The organism is Oceanicola sp. S124 (assembly GCF_000220565.1).
Lineage (GTDB): Bacteria > Pseudomonadota > Alphaproteobacteria > Rhodobacterales > Rhodobacteraceae > Pseudooceanicola.
In genome coordinates this window covers 1-6,214 of sequence record NZ_AFPM01000325.1, presented here as the reverse complement: position 1 = coordinate 6,214, position 6,214 = coordinate 1, and the positions used below count along the sequence as shown (strand labels likewise).

At 69.1% G+C, this 6,214-nt stretch carries 4 protein-coding genes; 3 read left to right on the top strand and 1 reads right to left on the bottom strand.

The annotated features are described in order from the left end of the window. A partial coding sequence (locus OS124_RS25690) for a ComEC/Rec2 family competence protein (RefSeq protein WP_010142247.1) occupies positions 1-2,054 on the bottom strand: 2,054 nt, incomplete at its 3' end. 81 nt (positions 2,055-2,135) lie between these two features. Between OS124_RS25690 and gltX the strand changes: the two genes are divergently transcribed. The 3 genes from gltX (at position 2,136) to OS124_RS0122290 (ending at position 6,176) form a co-directional block, all read left to right on the top strand. Continuing rightward, on the top strand, positions 2,136-3,548 hold the full coding sequence (gene gltX / locus OS124_RS0122300) for a glutamate--tRNA ligase (RefSeq protein ID WP_010142246.1): 1,413 nt from the start codon (positions 2,136-2,138) through the stop codon (positions 3,546-3,548). 88 nt (positions 3,549-3,636) lie between these two features. Next, entirely contained in the window at positions 3,637-4,932 is a 1,296-nt protein-coding gene (locus tag OS124_RS0122295) for a citrate synthase (RefSeq protein WP_010142245.1), read from the top strand. Between the two features lie 617 nt (positions 4,933-5,549). Beyond that, the gene (locus tag OS124_RS0122290) at positions 5,550-6,176 is read left to right on the top strand and encodes a LysE family translocator (RefSeq protein ID WP_010142244.1); all 627 of its coding nucleotides are present in this window, start codon (positions 5,550-5,552) and stop codon (positions 6,174-6,176) included. Positions 6,177-6,214 lie beyond the last annotated feature (38 nt).

Here is a 6,214-nt window from a genome sequence, read left to right as displayed (position 1 = left end):
CCGGGATCCCGGCGCAGGGGGGCCAGCAGGCCGGGGCGCTGCGCCAGGGCGGGCGTGTTCCAGAGCCGCTCTCCCGAGAGCCTGCGGGCGGTGACGAGACGTCCGTCGGGCAGGATGGCCACCGCGCCGCTGTCGCGCAGTCGGGCCGGATCCCAGATGTCGCAGCCTTTCGCCCCGCTCGCCAGCTCGGCGGAGACACTCAGCACAAGGATCTCGGACGCGGTGCAGGGGCCGGCGGCCCCGGCCGCGCGCTTGCCGGTCACGTGGCGCAGGCCCGTGACCCCGGGCCAGCGCGCCGCCGCAGCCAGCTGGCCCGCCGGATCGCCGTCGTTCTCCAGCCAGACCTGGGCGGTGAAACTCTCGGAGCGGTCGCGCGACAGGGCCCGCCCCCCGGCGGTCATCACCCCGACAAGGCCGCCTGTTTCCGAGATCAGCACGGCGGGTCTTTCAGCGCGGCTCCAGAGCAGCAGCGCCAGCAGCATCGGGGCGATCCCCAGCCAGCGACCCCGGCCGACCCAGAGAAACACCAGCAGCGCGCCGAGGCAGAGCACCGCCAACGCGCCGGCCGGGGGCGCGGGCACCGTGCCGCGGGCGCCCTCGAGCGCGGCAGTGAAGCGGGCGACGGCCAGGATCCAGTCCAGCCCCCAGCCCATGACCGCCATCGGCAGCGCCTCCAACCCGAGCGGCATCAGCAGCACCGAGACCAGCGCCGCCGGCATCACCAGCGTGCCCATCACCGGCACCGAGAGCAGGTTCGCCAGCAGCCCGTAGTGGGCGATCTGGTTGAAATGCGCCGCTGCCACGGGCGCCGTCGCCAGCCCCGCCACCGCCGAAGAGATCACCAGCGTCGCCGCCCGGCCCGCCAGGCCCCGCCCCGGCCAGTCCCGGTCCTTCATCATGGCGAAGATCCAGACCAGCGCGAGGGTCGCCGCGAAGGACATCTGGAATCCCGGTGACAGCAGCGCCTCGGGGCGCAGCCCCAGCACCACCAGCGCCGCCAACGCCACCGCCCGCAGTGTCAGCGCCCTCCGCAGCGCCATGGCGGCGACAAGCACCACCGCGGCCATGACGAAGGCGCGCTCGGTCGCGATGGCCCCGCCCGACAGGCCGAGGTAGACCGTCGCCACCACCAGTGCCCCCGCCGCCGCGAAGCTCTTGAGCGGCCAGTAGAGCGCGATGCGCGGCGACAGCGCGAGCAGGCGGCGCAGGGCGAGAAAGACAAAGCCGGTCAGCAGCCCCATGTGCAACCCCGAGATCGCCAGCAGATGTGCCAGGTTCGACACCCGCAGCGCCTGCAGCGTCTCTTGCCCCATCCCCGAGCGGTCCCCGGCGGTGACGGCGGCGGCGAAGGCGCCCGTCTCGCCCGGCAAGGCCTGCTGGAAGGCCTGTGACAGGGCCATGCGGGCGCTGAAGATGCGGGTTGCCCCCGGTGTCGGCGGCGCGCTCAGCAGCAGCGGCACCCGCGTGTAACCGACCGCGCCGAGGCGCTGGAACCAGGCATGGCGGCGAAAGTCGAAGCCGCCCGGCTCGACCGCCCCGCCGGGGGGCGAGAGATGGCCGGTGGTCATCACCCGCGCGCCGGGCCGCACCCCGGTGCCCTCGGGGCCATGCAGCGAGATCCGCACCCGCGCCGGGGTGCGCGCCGGCGGCACGCGGTCCAGCCGCACCTGGTCCAGCGTCAGCCGCACCGCGTCCGAGGCCGAGCGGTCGATGCCGATGATCCGCCCCTCGACCGGCCCGTAGTAGCGGAACGACAGCACCGGCACCGCCACCGACTGCGCTCGCGACGAGGCCAGCGCCACGCCCCCCGCCACCAGCGCCAGCGCCAGCAACAGCGGTTGCGCAAGCGCCATGCCGCGCCGCCCCGCGAGAAGCGCCAGCAGCGCAAGGCCCCCCGCCAGCAGCAGCAGGGCCAGGCGCGTGCCCGCCCCCGGCTCGACCCGCAGGGCGAAGTACCAGCCGATGCCGCCGCCCAGGCAAACCGGCACCCAGGGAAACAGATGGCCGCGCTGCGCCAGCGCCGCCTGCCTCAGGGTCACTGCCAGTTGCCGCACTTGTCTCGCCTCCGGCCCGCCGATAGACATTGCCCGGAACGCTACACAGCGCATGGTTAATCAAACGTTAGGATCGTCGCCTTGTCCGAGCAGATCGTCACCCGCTTCGCCCCTTCGCCCACGGGCTTCCTGCATATCGGCGGCGCCCGCACGGCGCTGTTCAACTGGCTCTTTGCCCGGGGCCGCGGCGGCAAGTTCCTGATCCGCATCGAGGATACCGACCGCGCCCGCTCGACCCCCGAGGCGACCCAGGCGATCATCGACGGGCTGGCCTGGCTGGGGCTGGACCACGACGGCGGGATCGTCAGCCAGTTCGAGCGCGCCGACCGCCACCGCGCCGTTGCCTTCGAGATGCTCGACCGTGGCGCCGCCTACAAGTGCTTCTCGACGCAGGAGGAAATCGAGGCCTTCCGCGAGGCCGCCCGTGCCGAGAAGCGCTCGACCCTGTTCCAGAGCCCCTGGCGGGACGCCGATCCCGCAACCCATCCCGATGCGCCCTTCGTGATCCGCCTGAAGACGCCGCTGGAGGGCGAGACGGTGATCGAGGACCAGGTGCAGGGCACGGTGCGGATCGGCAACGACCAGCTTGACGACATGATCCTGCTGCGCTCGGACGGCACCCCGGTCTACATGCTGGCGGTGGTGGTCGACGACCACGACATGGGCGTGACCCATGTCATCCGGGGCGACGACCACCTGAACAACGCTGCCCGCCAGATGGGCATCTACAGCGCCATGGGCTGGCCCCTGCCAGTCTATGCCCATATCTCGCTGATCCACGGCGAGGACGGCAAGAAGCTGTCCAAGCGGCATGGCGCGCTTGGTGTCGAGGAATACCGCGACATGGGCTATCCAGCCTCGGGAATGCGCAACTACCTGGCCCGTCTCGGCTGGTCCCATGGCGATGACGAGGTCTTCTCGGATGCCCAGGCGCAGGAGTGGTTCGGCTTCGAGGGCATGAACAAGTCTCCGGCCCGGCTGGACTTCAAGAAGCTGGCCAATATCTGCGGTCAGCACATTGCCGCAACGGAAGATGCTGCGCTGCTGCAAGAGCTGCTGGCCTTCCGTGCGGTCACGGGCCAGGATCCTCTGACGGAACAAAAAATAAACTACCTTTCCGAGGCCATGCCCTTCCTCAAGGAGCGGGCCAAGACCTACCCGGAACTCATTGAAAAAGCTCACTTCTGCCTGACGGACAGACCGCTTCAGGTTGAAGAGAAAGCAGCCAAGTCGCTTGACCCTGTATCCATCGGTATACTGGGCGAATTGACGCCGCACTTGCAAAATGTTAGCTGGACGCGTCAGGATCTGGAGGGGAAACTGACGACGTTCGCCGAGGATCACGGGATGAAATTCGGCCAGCTGGCGGCACCGTTGCGGGCCGCGCTGGCGGGCCGCTCCGCGACCCCGAGCGTTTACGATATGATGCTGGTCCTCGGCCGGGAAGAAGTGCTTCTCAGGCTGGCGGATGCAACCGGCAACGGCGCCTCTTAACCACACGTTGAGAGCGCCGTGAAAGACAAGGGGCGCCGGGCTGTCGCTGCGACGGGCCGGTGCGGGAACAGAGGAAGGGATATCAAGAATGTCTGAACCTAAAAAGACGGCGACTCTGACGGTCGACGGTGAGAGCTACGAATTCCCGGTGCTTTCGCCCTCTGCCGGGCCCGATGTCATCGACATCCGCAAGCTCTATGCCACCACCGGCATGTTCACCTACGACCCGAGCTTCACCTCCACCGCCTCCTGCGATTCGACGATCACCTACATCGACGGTGAAAAGGGCGAGCTGCTGCACCGTGGCTACCCGATCGACCAGCTGGCCGGCAAATCGCACTACCTGGAAGTCTGCTACCTGCTGCTCTACGGCGCCCTGCCGAACGCGAAGCAACTGGAAGCCTTCGAGACCATGGTGACCCGTCACACCATGGTGCACGAGCAGATGCACCGCTTCTTCACCGGGTTCCGCCGCGATGCGCACCCGATGGCGATCCTCGTCGGCACCGTTGGGGCCATGTCGGCCTTCTACCACGACAGCACCGACATCAATGACCCGCACCAGCGGGAAGTGGCCTCGATCCGCCTGATCGCGAAGATGCCGACCCTGGCCGCCATGGCCTACAAGTACACCGTCGGCCAGCCCTTCGTGTACCCGCGCAACGATCTGGACTATGCGTCCAACTTCCTGCGCATGTGCTTCTCGGTTCCCGCAGAAGACTACGAGGTGAACCCGATCCTGAGCCGCGCGATGGACCGGATCTTCACCCTGCACGCGGATCACGAGCAGAACGCCTCGACCTCGACGGTGCGCCTGGCGTCTTCCTCGGGCGCCAACCCCTTCGCCTGTATCGCCGCCGGCATCGCCTGCCTCTGGGGCCCCGCCCACGGTGGCGCCAACCAGGCCTGCCTCGAGATGCTGCGCGAGATCGGCTCGGTCGACCGCATCCCCGAGTTCATCGCCCGCGCCAAGGACAAGAACGATCCGTTCCGCCTGATGGGCTTCGGCCACCGCGTCTACAAGAACTTCGATCCCCGCGCGACGGTGATGAAGGAATCCGCGGACGAGGTGCTGGAACTGCTCGGCGTCGAGAACAACCCGACGCTGCAGGTCGCGAAAGAGCTGGAAAAGCAAGCGCTTGCCGATCCCTACTTCGCCGACAAGAAGCTGTTCCCGAACGTCGACTTCTACTCGGGCATCATCCTCGAGGCCATGGGCTTCCCCACCTCGATGTTCACCCCGATCTTCGCCCTGTCGCGGACCATCGGCTGGATTTCCCAGTGGAAGGAACAGATCGAGGATCCCTCGATGCGCATCGGTCGCCCCCGCCAGCTTTATGTCGGCGAGACCGCACGCGACTACACGGATGTGGAGACCCGCTGAGGCGGCCCCCCTCCCCGAACAGAAAGGGCGGCTCTGCGGAGCCGCCCTTTTTCGTTTCGATCGGGCCCCGAGGGGGCAGGTCAGCGCCCACGGCGGTCGACGTCGACGAGCCGGGGCAGAGCGCCCCGACCTCCGCGCCCCGTACCAGCCTGACCCAGACCGTTTGCCTCGAGGGCAAGCCCCGGCTGCCCTGCTCTGCCGCATCGCCGCCATCCGGGTGGCGGCAGGCGTGCAGCCGCTTTCGGACGTCCAAACTCTAGGACAGGTCTCGGCACCCGAGGCCCCTGCGCGTTTTCCTCTCGGTGAGCAGATCGGCTTTGCAGCGCCGCGCCCTGCGCCCTGCGCTGCCCGCACAGCCCTTCGCCGTGGAGGCAATCCCCGCCCCCCCCGCGCGCGGCCGCATTGCCCCCATCCGGGTCGCACTTTGCAGGCAGCCGCTTTCGGGCGGCCAGCTCCTCTGGCCTGTCACGGCGTCGCAGGCCCTGGCCGAGCTCGCCCCTCGACATCCCGATCGGCTTTGCCTCACCGCGTCCGGCCATGCTCTCCTGATCATGGCAAGGGCTTTACACGGGGCCGCATTGATGGCTGGCTTGGGCCACCCAATCAACGGAGTCCCCATGGACCTTCACCTCTGGTTGACCTTCGTCACCGCTTCCGTCGCCCTGCTGCTGATCCCCGGCCCCACCGTCGTGCTGGTGCTCAGCTATGCGATCAGCCAGGGCCGGCGCGTCGCCCTGGCGACCGCCGCCGGGGTGGCGCTTGGCGACCTGATCGCCATGTCGGCCTCGCTGGCGGGTCTCGGCGCGCTGGTGCTCGCCTCGGCCAAGCTGTTCCTGCTGCTGAAGTGGCTCGGCGCGGCCTACCTGGTCTATCTCGGCGTGAAGATGATCCGCACCGCCCCGGACAGCCGGCTGGCCCAGACCTCGGCCCTGCCCCCAGCCACCATGCGGCGGGTCTTCCTGCATGCCACCGCGGTCACCGCGCTGAACCCGAAGTCGATCATCTTCTTCATCGCCTTCGTGCCGCAGTTTCTCTCCCCCGAGACGGCGCTGCTGCCGCAGTTCGGCGTGCTGATCCCGACCTTCGTCGGCCTCGCGGCGCTGAACGCCCTCGCCTATGCGCTGCTGGCCGACCGGCTGCGGCAGCGGCTGGTCCAGCCGCGCCTCCTGCCGCGGCTGACCCGGCTGGGGGGCGGCGCACTCTGCGTCATGGGGGTGGCCACCGCGGCCCTGCGCCGCGCCTGAGCCCGCGCGCCGCACGCGCGTCGGCCCGCACCAAGGCG